Annotated in this window: 13 protein-coding genes and 1 rRNA gene; 13 read left to right on the forward strand and 1 reads right to left on the reverse strand. The window is 46.3% G+C overall.

Translation table 11 applies throughout. The features are described from left to right. Nucleotides 1-42 precede the first annotated feature (42 nt). Nucleotides 43-699, forward strand: a complete 657-nt coding sequence (locus tag EHQ17_RS18850) for a DsbA family oxidoreductase (RefSeq protein WP_135593493.1) — start codon at nucleotides 43-45, stop codon at nucleotides 697-699. 14 nt (nucleotides 700-713) lie between these two features. On the opposite strand, the gene EHQ17_RS18855 is transcribed toward EHQ17_RS18850, so the two are convergent. Further along, nucleotides 714-2,612 carry an adenylate/guanylate cyclase domain-containing protein gene (locus tag EHQ17_RS18855; RefSeq protein WP_135593491.1) on the reverse strand — a complete coding sequence of 633 codons (1,899 nt, stop codon included), beginning with the start codon at nucleotides 2,610-2,612 and terminating at the stop codon, nucleotides 714-716. 199 nt (nucleotides 2,613-2,811) lie between these two features. Here EHQ17_RS18855 and EHQ17_RS18860 point away from each other — a divergent pair, with 199 nt between their 5' ends. The 12 genes from EHQ17_RS18860 to EHQ17_RS18915 all read left to right on the forward strand — a co-directional run bounded on the left by EHQ17_RS18860 (nucleotide 2,812) and on the right by EHQ17_RS18915 (nucleotide 17,117). After that, nucleotides 2,812-4,071, forward strand: coding sequence for a valine--pyruvate transaminase (locus tag EHQ17_RS18860; protein WP_135593489.1), 1,260 nt, complete (start codon nucleotides 2,812-2,814; stop codon nucleotides 4,069-4,071). Nucleotides 4,072-4,160: 89 nt separating this feature from the next. Continuing rightward, a complete protein-coding gene (locus tag EHQ17_RS18865; RefSeq protein WP_135593487.1) occupies nucleotides 4,161-6,497 on the forward strand; it encodes a hypothetical protein in 2,337 nt (778 codons plus the stop codon). 94 nt (nucleotides 6,498-6,591) lie between these two features. Next, nucleotides 6,592-8,403 (forward strand): FG-GAP-like repeat-containing protein, encoded by a 1,812-nt coding sequence (locus EHQ17_RS18870; RefSeq protein ID WP_135593485.1) that lies wholly within the window; start codon nucleotides 6,592-6,594, stop codon nucleotides 8,401-8,403. Nucleotides 8,404-8,439: 36 nt separating this feature from the next. Next, nucleotides 8,440-8,556: ribosomal RNA gene (rrf, locus tag EHQ17_RS18875) — 5S ribosomal RNA — on the forward strand. 238 nt (nucleotides 8,557-8,794) lie between these two features. Next, nucleotides 8,795-8,956: a 50S ribosomal protein L34 gene (gene rpmH / locus EHQ17_RS18880; protein WP_000828326.1), complete on the forward strand. Its 162-nt coding sequence runs from the start codon at nucleotides 8,795-8,797 to the stop codon at nucleotides 8,954-8,956. Nucleotides 8,957-8,996: 40 nt separating this feature from the next. After that, nucleotides 8,997-9,287, forward strand: coding sequence for a ribonuclease P protein component (gene rnpA, locus EHQ17_RS18885; protein WP_246057626.1), 291 nt, complete (start codon nucleotides 8,997-8,999; stop codon nucleotides 9,285-9,287). Continuing rightward, the gene (gene yidD / locus EHQ17_RS18890; RefSeq protein WP_100746243.1) at nucleotides 9,284-9,523 is read left to right on the forward strand and encodes a membrane protein insertion efficiency factor YidD; all 240 of its coding nucleotides are present in this window, start codon (nucleotides 9,284-9,286) and stop codon (nucleotides 9,521-9,523) included. The genes rnpA and yidD overlap by 4 nt, the downstream gene beginning before the upstream one ends. After that, nucleotides 9,513-11,402: a membrane protein insertase YidC gene (gene yidC / locus EHQ17_RS18895; RefSeq protein ID WP_135736227.1), complete on the forward strand. Its 1,890-nt coding sequence runs from the start codon at nucleotides 9,513-9,515 to the stop codon at nucleotides 11,400-11,402. Before yidD ends, yidC begins: the two co-directional genes overlap by 11 nt. Before the next feature lie 39 nt (nucleotides 11,403-11,441). Beyond that, entirely contained in the window at nucleotides 11,442-12,152 is a 711-nt protein-coding gene (jag, locus tag EHQ17_RS18900) for an RNA-binding cell elongation regulator Jag/EloR (protein ID WP_135736228.1), read from the forward strand. Continuing rightward, nucleotides 12,145-13,515 carry a tRNA uridine-5-carboxymethylaminomethyl(34) synthesis GTPase MnmE gene (gene mnmE / locus EHQ17_RS18905; protein WP_135593483.1) on the forward strand — a complete coding sequence of 457 codons (1,371 nt, stop codon included), beginning with the start codon at nucleotides 12,145-12,147 and terminating at the stop codon, nucleotides 13,513-13,515. Before jag ends, mnmE begins: the two co-directional genes overlap by 8 nt. 47 nt (nucleotides 13,516-13,562) lie before the next feature. Next, the gene (locus tag EHQ17_RS18910; RefSeq protein WP_135593481.1) at nucleotides 13,563-14,825 is read left to right on the forward strand and encodes a malic enzyme-like NAD(P)-binding protein; all 1,263 of its coding nucleotides are present in this window, start codon (nucleotides 13,563-13,565) and stop codon (nucleotides 14,823-14,825) included. A gap of 219 nt (nucleotides 14,826-15,044) precedes the next feature. Continuing rightward, complete coding sequence (locus tag EHQ17_RS18915; RefSeq protein ID WP_135593479.1) at nucleotides 15,045-17,117, forward strand: hypothetical protein; 2,073 nt, start codon at nucleotides 15,045-15,047, stop codon at nucleotides 17,115-17,117. The last annotated feature ends 82 nt before the right edge of the window (nucleotides 17,118-17,199 follow it).

Raw genomic sequence — 17,199 nt, forward strand, 5'->3', positions numbered from 1 at the left:
CCCCTTTGAACCGGAATCTTTTCAAAAACAGAGGAACTTATCTTGGAAACTAAGATCGCGCTTTATTCGGACGTAGTTTGTCCTTGGTGTTATATCGGTAAAAAAAGAATGGAAGACGCGATTTTCCTTTGGAAACAATCGCATCCAGAAGACGAGATTCACGTCGAATGGAGAGCGTTTCAACTCAATCCGGATCTTCCGCCCGAAGGCGAGGATCGTGAACTCCATATGAGCCGTAAATTCGGTTCCTCGGATCGTATCAAACCCATGGTTCAACGTGTGGCGGATATCGCCGAGGCGGAGGGATTGCCCTTTGCGACCGAACAAAAAGGTCGCCAGCCGAATACGTTTCTTCTTCACGCCTTGATCCGTAAGGCGGAGGAAAAAGGAAAGGCTTTCGAACTCGCGGATATATTCTTCAGGAATTTTTTTGCGCAACACAAGGATCTTACCGACGCGGACGTGATTCGGGAAAGTTTAAAAGAAGCGGGGCTTGATCCGGAGGTTCTGGAACGGGTAAAAAACGATCGGGAATTATTGGACGAGATCCGAGAAACGGAGTTTCAGGGTAAGAGATCGGGAGTTTCCGGGGTTCCCTTTTTCGTCTTTAACGAAAAATACGCCGTTTCCGGAGCGCAGGAATCCGCGCTCTTTTTACAAGTGTTCGATCGTTTGAAAACCGAAAGCCTTACGGTTTAGAATATTATACTTTTCTAATCTTTTGGTGAAATCACCGGTTTGTATACCGATTGTTCTTCCTCGGACCAGGGAAGTTTAAACGGAAGTTTTCGAACCTTCGTTTCCGATTCTTTTAGGTATTTCCGGATTTCCTCGTCCCTAAAAATGACTTCCGAAAATACGATTTCTCCCGCGTCGGCGATCGCCTGAAGTTTAGAGGCGTAGTTGACCGTGTTTCCAAAGTAATCGATATTACTGTTGAGATTTACGGCGAGGCAAGGTCCCGAATGTAGGCTGATTCTGATTTGGATCCTATTCTGCGGGGTTATTCGGAAAATTTTCTGCAATTCGATCGATGCCCGTAACGAATCCAGAGGACTTGCGAACGCCGCCATAACCGCGTCTCCGATCGTTTTCACTACCGCACCTCTGTGTTCCTTTACGACGCGGAATACTTGCACGAAATGATCGCGCACTTCCTTAAACGCTCCCGTGTCCCCTTCGGAAATATAGAATCTCGTGGATCCTACGATATCCGTAAATAGAATCGTCTGAACTCCTATGTCCAATTGCAGATCGGAAGCGACCGCCTGCTCCGTGAATAAGTCCCTGAAATCCTGAAAGTTGAACAAGTCCGCCGGACGGAGACTGTAATAATCCTCTTTCTTCTCTTCGATAATGAACGTCCTCGGAGAAGTCGCAGTGTTCAGAATTCGAATCGTAGGACGAGGTTGTGCCGACAGTTCCTCTTCGTTTTGTTCCGCGGTCCATCGGACGGTTTCCGGTGCGGAAGGTTTTAACTGAAGAAGGCTGTATTTTTTTTCTCCTCCCACACGAAGTCTAAAGATCCCTTCGTTTAACAATAAATCCGTATCGTATTCTACGCCCGGAGGCACCGTTTTTTGAAACCGTATATGAGCTTTGGTCGCTGGTTCCGCGGCGCAGAAATATCTTTTTTGTACTTCGCGGATGGACGGATGAACGTGGAACGTGATTTCGATCGAATTGAGTTTCGTGGATTCGAAATCGATTCCGCATACGTCGCAAGAATCCTGGGAGGGAACTTCTCCTAAATTGCTCAATTCGGAGCGCACTCCTCTACAATGAGGACAAATGACGTCCCAGGATAAAGTGAATAATCCGGAACGACATCCGTGCAAAAAAAGGAAAAGAAGCTCCTCCAGAGGAACCTTCCAATCGTATGATATTTTTTTAATACGAATTCTATAAAGTTCGTTTTCGTCCTCGGATAATACGTAGTCTATCACACGATCCACGAGTTTTTGATCGATTCCAACGCCGATAAGGCCGGATCGGATTTGTTTGACTTTGACGTTTTCCGAGACGGCTACGTTTTCTTTCAGTATTCGATTGGAGGCGAGTAACGTTTCGTTTTCTTTACGAGTCCGTATGTCATCCAAAAGTCCGCTTAGTCCCTTTTGATACTCTAAATACAACTGTTTCATTCCGTAGGGAAGAATCAATTTTCCTAATATTCCCCGCGGAATCCATCCGAAATATACCGTGAGTTTCGTTTTGTTTTCGGGGAGTTTGTCCAAAAGATATCTCGTCCGCACGTATTTCGCGAGGCCTTTGTTATAGATTCTCGCGTTGTTTAATCCTTTGCAGTATTCCCATTCCCAGGGAACCTCTTCCCATTCCATTTTGATTCCGGCGTTCCGTGAAGAACCGAAAAGTTTTCCTTCCTTTTCCACGTATTTCATTTCGGGAATTCCGATTCTTTTGTTAAACGAAGACGTGTCGATCAACCAAGGCCAAAGCGATTCGACGTCCACGTCCAATTCGAATTCCCAGAGAGTGTCGATCGAAGGATCCGATTCGATCCATTTCGGATCCCACGGGAATCGGTTTAGGAATTCGGAGAGATCTAAAATTTCGGTTGTCTTGATCTTATTAGAAACGGTTTCGACCATCTGTTTGCTCGGTGTCCTCGCGATATTTTGAACGGATTTGTTTCGATCGTAAATTCGACGTAAGGTTTCTTTCCGTGGCTGAGATTTTTAGGAATCGTAAAAAAAATACAAGAGGATTCCGTTGTTCGATTCCGTAAAATTTCCCTTTTCACTTAGATTCTGGTTTCTGCTTCGAGGTTCGTAGGAAATTTGGTACGATATGCGTTCCGCTTATTCCGACTTCGGCAAGAAATTTCTTAAACAGACGGGCATCGGTCAATTGATGGACGATCTAGGGAACCCACCTCCTGGATCCTGTATGTTGGGGGGCGGCAATCCTGCTTTGATTCCAGAGGTCGCGGCGGTTTGGAACGAAATCGTTTCTAAACAAATCGATTCCGGTGCCATGGAAAAAATTTTAGGAAGTTACGAATCGCCCGCCGGAATTATAGAATTACGCGAACGACTTGCGTCGATTTTTTCGGAGGAATCCGGATCGGAAATTTCCCCCGCACAGATAGCCGTCACCAACGGTAGTCAGAACGCTTTTTTCTTTTTGTTGAATTTCTTTTCCGGACGTTTTTCGGACGGAAGCAAAAAGAAAATCCTGTTTCCGATTCTTCCCGAATACATAGGTTATACGGATCAAACTTTAGAGGAGAATTCCTTTTTGTCTTTCGGTCCGGACATTCGGGAAACCGGAGATCGTTCCTATAAATATTTTATTGCCAAAGAGAAATTAGATTCTTATCCGGATTGGAAACGGGAAGCGGGTTGTATCTGCGTTTCGAGACCCACCAACCCAACGGGAAACGTGATCACGGACGAAGAACTTTCGTTTTTGATTTCCAAATCCGCGGAAGCCGACATACCGCTGTTAGTTGATAACGCGTACGGATTTCCTTTTCCGGGTGTCGTTTTTAAAGCCGCGTCCTTAATTCACAAACCTGGGATGATCCAAGGTTTTAGTCTTTCCAAATTGGGACTTCCCGGAGCTCGGACCGGTTTTATTTTAGGCGACGTCGAAACGATTTCGATGTTGCAACGCGCGAATTCGGTGATCAATCTTACGAACGCCAATCTAGGTCAATTCATCGCTTTAGAACTTTTCCGTTCCGAACTTTGGAAAAATCTTTGTCGTGACGTGATTCGACCCTTTTACGAAAGAAAGTCGCTTTTCGCCCGTGAGACGATTTTTCTGAAATGGAATTCCTCGATCGATTATAGAATCCACGAAAGCGAAGGCGCTTTTTTTCTTTGGATCTGGGTGAAGAATCTGAGCTTGCCCGTTTCCGAACTTTATCCGATCTTAAAAGAGGCGGGAGCGATCATCGTTCCCGGAAAAACCTTTTTCCCTGGAGCGGATTCGAACTGGTCTCATCGGGAAGAATGTTTTCGATTGAGTTTCGTACGAGAAGACAAAGAGATCGAGGAAGGCATCGTAAGAATAGGAAGCGTATTGGAGAAATTCTCCAAATAAAAAGGTTTCATCCCGTCATTCGCATTAAAAGATTGGACACATAAAAAGGATCATTTTGCCGGACGCGTTGCGTTATCCGAATTATAAATATGGAAAGTACCGAACAGGACATAAACTTCGAAGAACTCGCCGGAGCCAAGCCGGTGGAAATACAATCCTTAATGCCGGATTATATCTTCTTAAACGAAGGTGCGGTCGGTCTTTCCTCTACGGCTCGATGTATTCTCGATGAACTTCGCGACTGGCATAAAAAAACGGAAAAACACGGATCGAAGAGCATTCATCCTTCGTATCTTTTGACGTTAGACAAGCTCGGCGAACTTCTTAACAAATACAGGAATTTAAGCGAGCAAGCCAAATCCCCTCAGAGTGTGGATCTCGCATTACGTCAGTTAGTTGATTACGATAAGCGCGGAAAGAATAAATCCGCATATATCTATCCGTTTCTCGTCCGTAACGGAGCCAAGGTTTTGGCGAAAGTCGCGATTGCCGCTCCTCAAAAAGAGGCGAAAACGGACGTAACTCCGTATCGGGTCGCCTGTTTCGAATTTTCGGAAGAAATGATCGATCTCGTTTTGCAGAACCGCGCCAAAAAACCGAAACTTCCGGACGAGGACAACCCGGGTGCGTTTTTACTTCATAAGAACAAAGCGGGTAAAAACTGGCTGTTTCCCAAACTCGCGTCCATCGAAGCGGAGTTTTCCACTCTTTTAAAAAGAGGGTTTCAGCCGTACGGTTATATTCCGATGACCGACTTTTTACGCGATTTCGTAACGTATTCCCTCAAGAAGAATTTCGTTATGAAAATCCTTCCGGATTATCATATCATCCTGGACGATCTCCAGCTCAATCCTGATGGTTCGTACGTAAATCAGCCGGAAGTAGTAGCGCATTATCGTTGTCAGGCGGATGCGTTGGAAAAGTTTGCGATTCCCTATCTTAAGGAATTGAGCGAACGGGCGGGTTATTCCCTTTTTAGAAACAGGATTGCCGAATTCGAACAAACCCATGTGCAGATGGTCGAGCCCGGGAGAAAACAAAACAAGGAAAAAGTGAAAGCCCTGATTTCTCTGATCAACGATTATCCGTTCGATCGGGAACCGGACGAACTCGGAAAAAAAATTTCCGAAACGTGCCGAGGTTCGATCCAAGTTCTTTCAAGATTGATGGAAGAGATGGACAAACTCTCCCAAAGAAAAGAGGAAAGCGTATTCAAATCCTTGAAAGCGAGAATCCTTCAGCAGATCACTGATAACACTCTGCAAGAACAGACCTTATATAAATTCTCTCCGGAACAAAAATTGAAATCCTCCGGACTTTTAGACGAAACGCGTTATCCGGCATTGATAGAGGAATTAAAGAGGGATATTACCGCTCAGTTCGGAATGAAAGAAGTCGAACGAGCGGATCAAAAGACGGACATCTATGCGGTGGATCACGGTTATATGGCTGCGGTTCTGCATAAACTCAACAGTCTCGCGGTCAACAATCCGGCGTATCAAAAGGATCTTCAGATCGCCAAAGAGATCAACGCGAGTTTAAGTAATCCGAAACATCCCGGCTTGAATGCGAAACTTAAGGCGGAGAACATCGTGAAACTCCAGCAAGGCATCCAAACGATGGAGCAGATTGAAAACGAGCGTAAACGATCGCGGGAGTTCGCGAAAAAATTCAATCTTCCTATGGGAATGTTGGGCTTTGTCGCGAGTATGATTTTATTTCTGATCGCGTCCGTTTATTTTAGAACCACGGGAATTCTCTTCGTCGGAATTCCGGTGAGCATCTTCTTCGGTTTAATGCTCGCGTTCTACTTTCGGGAGAGGGAAAAAACGGATATTTTTGCGTCCGGAGGAAACTCTTCTTCCTTGGGTTCCGGTTTTAAGGGAGAATACGGAGCGACGACTTCTTCTTCCGAGGATTATTATTCCGGCGACGATTCGGACGAGGAACATTCGTATTCGAAAGGTGAAACTCCCAAGGAGAAGAAAGTAAGTCTTATCGCAAAAGGCGCGGAAAGATTCGTGTTTCCGAGTCGTTTTACCAAGATCACCGATAAAATTCACGATTCTCGTTCCCTACGGAAGAAGATATTCGAAAACCTGGACAATATCAGAAATAGCGTCGCGCATCTAAAAAGCGAAAAGGACGACGATAAGGTGGCGTCCACGATCGAGTATGCTTTGTTGCAGAATTCCGCTACGATTCTGATCCCTGACGATATCGTTCCACAAGGAATGCCCGGCTCCATCATTCTCAGTCATACCGATCTCAAGGCTCCGCTGATTAGGGATCAAATTTCCGAGTTCCTTAGAAACGAAGCACAGAAGAAAAAATACGATAAGAAACTCGTAAAGTATTACACATTTCTAATAAATACCATCGAAGTTGAATATTATAAATATCTGCCTAGTCGTAAAAAGAGATAACACTTCGGTTTAACGGATTTTTTGTCTTCGTATCTACGATTTTTCCTTGAAAAACGGACCGAACATCGGATCTTCAAATCCGTAGACGAAAGTTATGCGAAAGCGATACTATAAAATCCTTTTTCTTCTCGTTTTATCCTTCGGATGTTTTCGTATTCCCAGTTATAATCCGGGGGATCTCAGTTCCGGGCCGTATTATGAAACCGTAATCTTACAATGTCTTCTGGGACAAAACGAAGGTTGTTTTCCTTTCGGTCCGACCGTTCGAAACGTCCGTAATCTCGGTACGATCCGTTCCGGATTCTTGATAGGAACCGTTTTTTCGGATCAGGAAGTTCAAATTTCCCTGGACGAAGGGCCGTTTCAAAAGGCTTCCGTTGCGGGCGGGCGTTGGTCCTTCGCCTTACCTACGGGCTCCTCAGCCTGGAAATATCATTCGTTGCATTCGGTCGGAGTTCGTACCTCGTCTTCCGGGACGAATACCATTCTCGTCCGAAAAGGAAACAACGAGGACGTAAACGGGGACGGTTATCCCGATCTTTTGGTCGGAGCCAATCAATTCGGAGGAAGCGCAAACGGTAAGACCTATTTGTTTTACGGAGGCGAACAAGGCGTCGTTTCCCAATCCGCAGCGTCGTCAAACGCGGGTTTGGTGGGACTAGCTCCGGGTGATCAGGCCGGTTGGTCTTTGGCCTTGGGCGATTTTAACGGAGACGGTTACGCGGATGCGGCTGTGGGAGCACCCACATCACCTTCGGTTTACATTTATCATTCCGCGGGAACTGGCGGGATTTCGAGTTCGGATTCTCCCGCGAGAATTTTGTCGGGAGTTTCTTCCAGTTTTTTCGGAGGCGCACTCGGGGCAGGCGATGTGAACGGGGACGGTTACGAGGATTTATTCGTCGGGGCATACGGCGAAAACGCATCGCAGGGAGCCGTTTATATTTTTCATTCCAGCGGGTCTTCGGGAATCGTAGCGAGCGGATCTGTTACGGCAAGTGCTACGTTGGTCGGAGAATCGACCAACGATCGTTTTGGAATCTCGCTTTCCGTCGGTGATACGAATTGGGATCAATACGCGGACGTATTGGTCGGAGCGGACGGAATTTCCAAGGCCTATATTTTTCATTCTTCGGGAATTAGCGGAATTCCCTCCAACTCCGCTCCGTTTGCGGACACGCTTCTTTACGGACCGACCGCAACTCAGTTCGGTGTTTCCGTCGCTTTGGGCGATGTTACGGGAGACGGATTCGATGACGCTTCGATTGGCGCGAAAGCGTTTTCCTCCAGTACGGGGAGGGTGTTTTTCTTTCATTCCGCGGGTGGGGTAGGCGTTGCGAATCAGGATTTCAGCGCCTCCGGAGTCGCCAATTCTACCATTACCGGTTCTATTTCGGGCGGTCTTTTGGGAAGTTCGGTTTCTTTGGGAGATGTAAACGGGGACGGTTTTTCGGATGTATTGATCGGGGCCCCCTTGACCTCGACGGGAAACGGTTTTGTTACCCTTTCTTTGGGAGCTTCCGGAGTTCCGACCTTGGATTTATCCTCTTCGACGGCGAATTCGATTTTGATCGGCGAAACCGCCAGCGACCAGTTCGGAACATTTGTCTCTCACGGAGATCCAAACGGAGACGGATTTGAGGACGTCTTTGTCGGTGCCTACGGTTATCCGGCCGCAGCCAATCAGGGAAAATTGTACGGATTTTCCGGAGGACCGACGGGGATTTCCAGTTCCCCGGCTTCTGCGGCCCCGATGATTCTAACGGGAGAATCCGGTACGTCCCAATTCGGCTATTCTACCGCGTTTCAAAACGATCCTTTGCGGGGGTACGAATCTTGGAAACGTTTCGATCTACTTTCGAATTTTACAGGATCCGTTTCGAACTTTTTCTTAATTTTAAATTGACGTCAGAAATCGGTACGCGAATCTGACCTCAAGATTCCCGGTGACTATAGAGAGAGGGCCACACCCGTTCCCATCCCGAACACGGAAGTTAAGCCTCTCATCGCTGATGGTACTGTGTGGTTCGCTGCATGGGAGAGTAGGACGTTGCCGGGTTTTCTTATTTTAGGACAGAAAATCGGTTCTGACGGTTTTCCTCCGGTCGTTCGGGCCTTCCCAGGGTCTCCCTGAAACTTTCTCAAGAATAGAAAAACCCGATTTCGACAAATTCACATTCATCTGGAATGTGAAATGGTTGACTTAGACTATTTTCAGAAAGCTCCTGTCAGAAAGAGTTTTGAATTCTTTCTTTAGGAAAGAGTTACGCAATCATTAACGCCAATCAGGGATAATTATGAAAAGAAATTACCAGCCCAGCCGAGTTAAAAGAGCGAGAACACACGGATTTCGCGCGAGAATGGCTACTGCCGGGGGAAGAAAGGTTCTTTCCCGCAGAAGAAAAAAGGGCAGATACAAACTGACTGTTTCCGACGAAAAACTCGGTAAAAAATACTAAGAATTAAGTCATCGAAGAGACATTAAAATCCAAGAAGGAGATTCAATCTCTTTTTAAGGTTGGTAAAAGAGTCTCCCGCTTCCCGATCGTTCTAGTATATCTTTCCAATTCCTCATCGAAAAACCGTTATCTTTATTGTCCGGAACGAACGGTAAAGACGGCGGTTCTGAGAAATCGGATCAAAAGGAAACTAAGAGCGGTCCTACACGAGGAAGAGAAGAACTTTCTGAAAGGCTTTGATATAGCGATATTAGCCAAAAAAGAAATGTTAACTCTCGAGCACGGGGAACTGGTTAAGATTCTGGTCTCTCTGATCCACCGAATCCGATGAACCGACTTGCAATCAAACTGATTCAGCTTTACAAACGGCTAATCTCCCCTTTGCTTCCCCCCGCTTGTCGGTTTACTCCTACTTGTTCCGAATATGCAGCACAAGCGTTTCAAGAATACGGATTCTTCCGAGCGTTACAATTAAGCGTTTGGAGAATTCTGCGGTGTAATCCGCTTTCCAAAGGGTTTGAAGATCCCCTACCACCGAACTTAAAAAGGATGAATCATGGAAGATAGACAAAGTAGATTATTTTTAGCGCTGATTCTCAGCATGGGAATTTGGATGGGGGTGAATTACTTTTTCTTTCCTCCCGCCCCGGCCAAAAAAACTCCCGAGGCGCAAGAAACGACCGCGGGAAAAACTTCCGAAACCAAAAAAACCGATTCCGCGACGGCTCCAAAAAAAGAAGCGCAGATTTCCGCTTCTCCCGTGAAAGAAATTTCCAAAACACAGATTCCCACCGATGTGAAAAAGGCGTTTCTGGTGACCGACTCCTACATCGTGGAATTCAGTTCTTTGGGCGGTAGAATTTCCAAATTTTTCGTAAAAGATTACGTCGGGCCGGACGGACACGTTACGCAAGTCGCCCGCAAAAATCCCGAGACGATCACGATCGACGGCAAAAGTTATCAAGCCGTGGAGCTTTCCCGAGATAACGGATTCGATTTTAATTTTTCGGATTCGTTGGAGGAAGTCTCCGACTCGATGTGGAATCGCATTCAATTTTCCTTAACCGAAGACAAAACCAATCATACGATCGCATTTACGGCGACTTCTCCGGATAAATCGTATCAGTTGAAAAAACAGTTCCGTTTTTTTCCCGGCGAGAATTACTTCAAACTCTCCATCGCTCTCGTAAACCTTAGCAACGAGAAACGCGCCTTCGCTTCTCAAAAAAACGTTCAGTATCTGCGGACGTTCGGAAGTTTGGGACCGTATCCGAAAGACCGCGCTCTTACCGATCGTGATACGGCTAATTTTTTCCGTTTTTACCATTTGGGCGGTTCGTTTCAGGATACTTTGGACGGAAGCTCTTCGGTGGGATTCTGGTCCTCCGTCGGGAATTTTTTTACGGGAAGTTCCGGCTCCGATGAAACCTTCAGCGTAAAAACGAACAAAGACGGGGGGGTTGATTTCGCGGGAACCGGTTCCCGGTATTTTATCGCGGTTGCGGATCCTTTGGATCATAAACCTCAGGGGATCGTTTTGGACAATCGCCCCAAAAACGAAACCGGCGCTGTATTAGTATATGATAATATACTCCTCAATCCCGGAGAAACGTACACTCTCGATTTCGCTTCTTATGTGGGAATCAGAGAAAGCGAAGGTATGGCGTTCCGTAATCCGGAGTTCGATCCGAATCAGGCTAAAAACAGCCCGTTTGCCGGTTTAAGCGCCGATTTGAACAAATCCTTCAACCAAGGAATTACTACTCCGTTTAGAAACGGAATCATCTGGGTTTTAAAGCAGATCTACCGCTTTACGATTCCGAACTACGGTTGGAGTATCATTCTTTTCGCGATCCTTTTTAAACTCGTATTTTATCCGCTCAATCAAAAACAGGCGGACAGTATGAAGAAGATGCAGGAACTGAGTCCTCAGTTAAAAACTATCAATGAAAAATACGCGAACGATCAGAAGATGCGTCAACAAAAGACGATGGAACTCTATAAAAAGAATAACGTCAATCCGGTGGGCGGATGTCTTCCGATGTTGATCCAGATTCCCATCTTTATCGCGTTGTATACGGCGTTTTCCGATACGATCGATCTTTGGAATTCGCCGTTCCTATGGGTTAAGGATCTCAGCGAACCGGACGTGGTCTGGACTTCGCCCGCGATTCCTTATTTCACGCAGACCGGCATCGGTCTCAACCTCCTCGCTCTTTTAATGGTAGGAACCCAGATCTTTCAAACGAGAATGACCTCCGTTTCCATGGATCCGAATCAGAAGGTTCTGCTTTACGTGATGCCCGTGATGATGCTTTACATTTTTTGGAATATGCCTTCCGGCGTAACTCTTTACTGGACGTTCCAGAATATTCTTTCGATCGGCCAACAGTGGATCACCAATCATCTGAAAAAAACCGAAGAAAAGAAAAAGGCCAATGCCTAACCCGATAATCGTTGCGAACTCATAATCGAGGATATACACATGGAAAATTACATCTTTGAAGCCGAAGGAAAATCGAAATCCGAGGCCGAAGAGTACACTCTCAAAACTCTCCGATTGGATTCGGATGAGGTTCGTTTTGAAACCGTCGATTCCGGAAAGGGAGGCTTTTTCGGAATTTCCCAAAAGAAACCTGCGGTCGTACGCACCTACGTGACTTCCCGCGATTTACCCGCGGAAAAGATCATTCACGGAGTCGTTCTTACCGTTCTTAAAAAAATGGGAATCGAGGCGGAAGTGATCGGAATGGGCGACGTGGACGGAAAAATATACGTCGAAATCGCGAGCAAAGAATCCGGTCTCGTCATCGGTAAACGCGGAGCAACGTTAGACGCGCTTCAATTTATCCTCAACTTGATGGTGGATTCCAAAATCAGACACGGAAGAAAAATCGTTCTGGATATCGAATCGTATCGTGATAAGCGAGAATTATCCCTGGTTCGTCTCGGAAAATCCGTGGCCGCAACGGTCGCCAAGTCCGGTAAATCCAAGCTGTTGGAACCGATGAATCCGTTCGAAAGACGGATTATCCACATGGCCTTACAGGAGAACGATAAGGTATTCACCCGTTCGGAAGGAAACGGCACCTACAAAAAGGTAAGAATCATCCCGATGAAGGACAAACACAAATACAAAGACGTCGTCGAAAAAGGTCCGAACAACGACCTTCTCGAAGAAGCAAACTTTGAATGATACGATAGCAGCCGTATCGACCGCTTCCGGATCCGGGGCCATTGGAATCGTCCGGGTTTCCGGACCGGAAGCGCTGAAACTCTCCTCTTCTTTTCTTCATTCCAAAAATCGAATCCTATCTCCCGAAGAAATTCCTCCGAGAAACGCGATCCAATGCGTTTTTCAAGTCGGGGAAAAAAAATTGGATCAGATTCTTTTTTTGTATTTTAAAGGTCCGAACTCCTACACCGGCGAGGATCTTTGTGAATTTCATTTTCACGGAAACCCCATCTTATTACGAGAAGCGTTAGACGCTCTTTTTAGAGCGGGCGCGCGTCCAGCGAAACAAGGAGAATTCTCCCGTAGGGCTTTTTTAAACGAAAAGTTGGATTTAACCGAAGCCGAAGCGATCGGGAGATTGATCTCCGCGCGTTCCCGTTTCGAACTCGAGTTGGCGCAGAAAAACGTATTCGGAGAAGTTTCGCGTTTCACTTCCAATTTGAGAAGTCAGTTAATTTCCCTCAAAGCCGAATGTGAAGCGGAAATCGATTTTTCCACCGAAGATCTTACCTACGAATCTTTGGAGGAGCGGAAGGGGAGAATCGAAACGGTGAAGTCCCTTTGTCAAAGCGTTATTTCCAAATCGGATTCCGCGGAGAAATTGATTCAACAATTGAGGATCGTTCTTTACGGAGAACCGAACACGGGTAAATCGAGTCTGATGAATCGTCTGTTGGGAAAGGATCGTTCCATCATTTCCGAAATTCCGGGAACAACTCGGGATTATATCAGCGAAGAGATTTTGCTCGAAGGAATTCCCGTTCGACTTGTGGACACGGCGGGGGTTCGGGATACCGAAGATAAAATCGAAAAATTAGGAATCGAACGAAGCGAGAAGGAATTTCGAGCCGCGGACATTCGCCTTGTTTTGATCGACGTTTCTCGAAAGGAAAATTGGAAGGAATTCATCAAACGAGGTCGGGATCGTTTGGAGGGTTCCGTTGTCGTAGCGAATAAAATCGATGTTCGTGATTCTTCTTGGGATCGGAACGCGTTTGCGGATCTCAACAATTCGATCGTCTGCGAGATTTCCTGTAAAACGGGGGAGGGAGTTCCCGCACTTCTCGAAACGATCAAGGAAAGGGCTGGTGCCGTAGGACATTCGGAGGATTATGTCCTGTTGGAAGAACGACAGAGATATCATTTCGAAACGATCGTTCGCTCTTTGGAAAATACGCTTCGGCTCCTCACAGAAGGAGCTCCCGCCGAGATTTACATAAAAGAAATCGATTACGCGCTTTCCGAAATCGGAGAGGTCAACGGAAGAGTGGACACGGAGGAGATTCTCGGGAGAATCTTCAGCAAGTTCTGCGTTGGCAAATGAAATGTTATCGTCGCAAGTTCTGATTCAAAAAACATGGGAAAAATCGTATGAGGGAAAAGTCTCTAGAATATCACGCGCTTCATCCTAAGGGAAAAATAGAAGTAGTTCCTACAAAACCGACTCAGGATTCTTTCGATCTTTCCCTCGCTTATTCTCCCGGAGTCGCCTATCCTTGTTTGGAGATCAAGGATGTTCCCGATTTGGCCTACGAATACACCAACAAAGGCAATTTAGTCGGAATCATCACCAACGGAACCGCGATCCTCGGACTCGGTGATATCGGCGCATTGGCCGGCAAACCGGTCATGGAAGGGAAAGCCGTTCTTTTTAAAAAATTCGCGGGTATCGACGTGTTCGATATCGAGGTCAACACTAAGGATCCGGACGAATTCATCAACGCGGTGAAACTTCTCGAACCTACGTTCGGCGGAATCAATCTGGAGGATATCAAGGCTCCGGAAAGTTTTTATATCGAAGAACAACTCATCGAAAAGATGAACATCCCCGTCTTTCACGACGATCAACACGGGACGGCCATCATCACCGTTGCCGGTCTTTTGAATGCCTTTGAAATAACTGGCAAAAAATCCTCCGAAGTGAAAGTTGTCATTTGCGGAGCGGGCGCCGCAGGGATCGCGATCGCGGAACTCATTCAACATATCGGAATCAAAAAGGAACAGATTTTTCTGGTCGATACAAAGGGTGTGATTCATCACAAACGCACCGATCTCAACGATTCCAAACGGAAATACGTTCAAACCACCGAAGATACGACTTTGCGCGACGTCATGAAAAACTCCGACGTATTCATCGGAGTTTCCGTGGAGAATATGGTGGACGAGGATATGGTTCGTTCTATGGCGAAGGATCCGGTCATCTTCGCGCTTGCAAATCCGGATCCGGAAATTCCGTATCACGTAGCTAAGGCCGTACGTTCCGACCTGATTATGGGAACCGGAAGAAGCGATAATCCCAATCAAGTAAACAACGTATTAGGATTTCCTTTTATTTTCCGGGGAGCCTTGGACGTGCGCGCTCGTCATATCACACTCGAGATGAAACTCGCTGCAGCAAAGGCTCTTGCGGAACTGGCCCGTCTGGAAGTTCCGGAAGCCGTAAGCCTGGCCTATGGAGGAGCACGCTTTCAATTCGGTCCGGAATATCTGATTCCGAAACCGTTTGACAAACGGGTTTTGTTTCATGTCGCTCCTGCTGTGGCCGAAGCCGCCGTAGCAAGCGGTTCGGCGAGAATTCCTTATCCCGGCCGGGAAAAATACCTCGGTTTTTTGGAAGGAATTATCCGTAGCTGATTTTTTTTCCTAAGTTCCGAAACCGATATTTATAAAGATAAGTCCATTCCGTAAAAGTCCGTACGTTTCCTCCGAAATCTACGGTTTCTCTTTTTCGTTTGGAAACTTATGATTGAGTATTTTTCGGGAATGGAAATCCGGTTTTGGGACAAACAATATTCGACTTTTCCGATTTTCCGCAGTCTCTTAACAATGTGCCCTTACGGGGCCGGATAATTTATGTCCAAATCTGAAAATCAAATTCCCACCCCAGAAACTTTCGCCGCCGCTCCGGAAGAAACGGAGGATATGATTTCGGACCAGGAGCTCAAAGTCATTATGCTCCAATTCAATCCGGGAGCGTTTAAGGACATCGATTTGGTGGAAAAGGGAGTTGAAAATTATTTCCTTTTCAATCATTCTCCGTTCGCACTTACGAAACTCGAACAACTACAACATCTCAAACTGAACGATCTGAAATTTTTGGAGGAGCGTCGGGGAATCCAATCCTATCAATATCTTCTTTTTCAAAAGGAATCCCGCGAACTTCAGATCGCGAACGTACTCATTCGTCCCGCCTCTTTGAAAGCGGAACAGATCGTAAAGGTGAAACGCGGTTGTCTTTTACAGAGTGTCGCCGCCGTCCTGGAAATGGTTCACGCGAGGGATCAATTCATTCTGAACGTTTCCAAAAATTCGGAGCTCGAAGAATGGGTTCTTCACAACTACGTGAACGTAGACGACAAAGGAACGCCGATCAATCTTGCCGATTCCAAATTTCTGGAAAAGTCCATGCAGAATTTGGAATCTCTTTCTCTTGAAACCTCTTTGGAGAGGCTTCAAGTGCGAGGAGATTTATTCAGTCATATCTTTCAACTTCTCGATCAGAAGCCGGGTGAAATTCTAAATCAACTTTCCGTGATCAAAACCGAGTCCGAGGTTTTGTCCGTTTTGGAAAAAAGAGGATCGCGCTCCCCTTTGTTGCAGCTTCATCCTCGGTTTCATCTTTTTCAACCTTCACTCGAAGAGTTGTTGAGTTTTAGAAATGCGACCAAGGAAGAAGAACCGAAAAAAACGGAACTCGAGATCGTGTTCGATCTTTTTACCGTGATTGCACGTAAGATTCTTCTTCAGATTCTTCCCGGAGAAATTTCCTCCTGGATCGAGTTGACCGGAAACGCACAAGCGGAACGTTACGCCCAGGAATTAAAAAAACATCCGGCGTTTACTTCCGGAAAAAGTTGGAACGGAGGCGGGGATTTTATCAAAGCCTACGAAGTGCTCATCCAAACGATTCGCGCGCTTTCCAATCTTAAACGGGAATCCTTGATCAATCTTATCACCGGAGAAAATCTACTTCGTTTTAAGGAATCGAAAGAGCCGGTTCAATTCGACCTTTCCAACTTTGAGGCGGACGACGGAGCAGTAAAAAGCGCGGGCATGAGTAGGCTTGAACTTTTCCGGGAAGTGCTCGAACGCATTCGTGCACGCGAGGATTTTTTAAAAAAGGAACGTAAAGGTCACGAAGGCGAAACGATCGGACTTTTGATTCTGGCGAAGAATATGATTCTACGTTCTTTTATCGAAGTGCGTCCGAGGAGAACCTCGATCCACAATTTAATCCGACAAAACGGATATACGCGGGGAATCTACGAATTTTTGCGGGAAGTCTCCGACGCCAAAGACGGCCAATCGGCCGTTGACGAACAGATCCGTCTGAGCAAGGCCATCGCCGAATGGGAAGAGGACGTCGAAAAGGAACGGATCCGTGCGGAACGTGCTTCCAAATCCATTTTCGAAAGGATCATCGAATTCATATTGGGGCTTTTCGGAATTTCGATTCCGTCGAAGGAAAAAGAAACTACTTCGAAATTCTCCGCGAAAAAGGAATCGAAATCCTCTGCGGACAACGGGCCTTCCACCGAAACGATTAAACCGAAAAAGAAAACCTCGTTGGGAGTCATCGTCGGTCCGAAGGAAAAGGAGCTGATCGTTCCCGCCCGTCTGCAAAAAGCGATCGACTACGTGGATCGTAAAAATAACGGACTGATCTGGTTGGACGAAGTTGTCGCCGCCGTGTCCTCTCCAGAATTCGGAAAAGACAAAGTGGCCGACCTCATGTACTATGACCAGAAGCGGAGATTTCTGGAAATCAGGGCGATGAACCAGGTTCGACACGTTTTTATCAGAAGGGAATTGGAATCCGATCCTACTTGGATTCAGTCCACTCTGGATTACCTCGATAACGTTTCCGCTAAAAAGCCGGAGTTTTCCGCGTTGGCGGACACTCTGAGACGATTCCAAGACGAATGACGTAATCCGGAAATTCCGAAGCATTCAATACTTTAGAATTTTCTAATTAACGGTTCTTTCCGTTTTGGGTTATAATATTTTA

The sequence above is a fragment of the Leptospira gomenensis genome, assembly GCF_004770155.1.
GTDB classification, from domain to species: Bacteria; Spirochaetota; Leptospiria; order Leptospirales; family Leptospiraceae; genus Leptospira; species Leptospira gomenensis.